1 pseudogene is annotated in these 312 nt (G+C 61.9%); it reads left to right on the top strand.

What is annotated here, in order from left to right:
• Nucleotides 1-312: pseudogene (locus EKH49_RS16425) on the top strand (serine hydroxymethyltransferase); the annotation flags it as partial.

The raw sequence follows: 312 nt of genomic DNA, 5'->3' as shown, positions 1-312 counted from the left end.
TCGGTGTACCACGCGCTGGTGCGCCCGGGCGATACCGTCCTCGGGTTGAACCTGAACCACGGTGGCCATTTGACCCACGGCATGAAGCTGAACTTCTCGGGCCGCCTGTTCAACATCGTGCCTTACGGCGTGGATGAGGAAACCTACCAGGTGGACATGGATGAGGTGGAGCGCCTTGCGGTCGAGCACCAGCCGAAGATGATTGTTGCCGGCTGGTCGGCTTACCCACGCCAGCTGGACTTCAAGCGCTTCCGCGAGATTGCCGACAAGGTTGGCGCGTACCTGTTCGTGGACATGGCGCACTTCGCTGGC

It is taken from the genome of Glutamicibacter sp. HZAU, assembly GCF_004100365.1.
GTDB lineage: Bacteria > Actinomycetota > Actinomycetes > Actinomycetales > Micrococcaceae > Glutamicibacter > Glutamicibacter nicotianae.
Note: the sequence above shows the minus strand (reverse complement) of the source record. Positions and strands in the feature narration are given on the sequence as shown.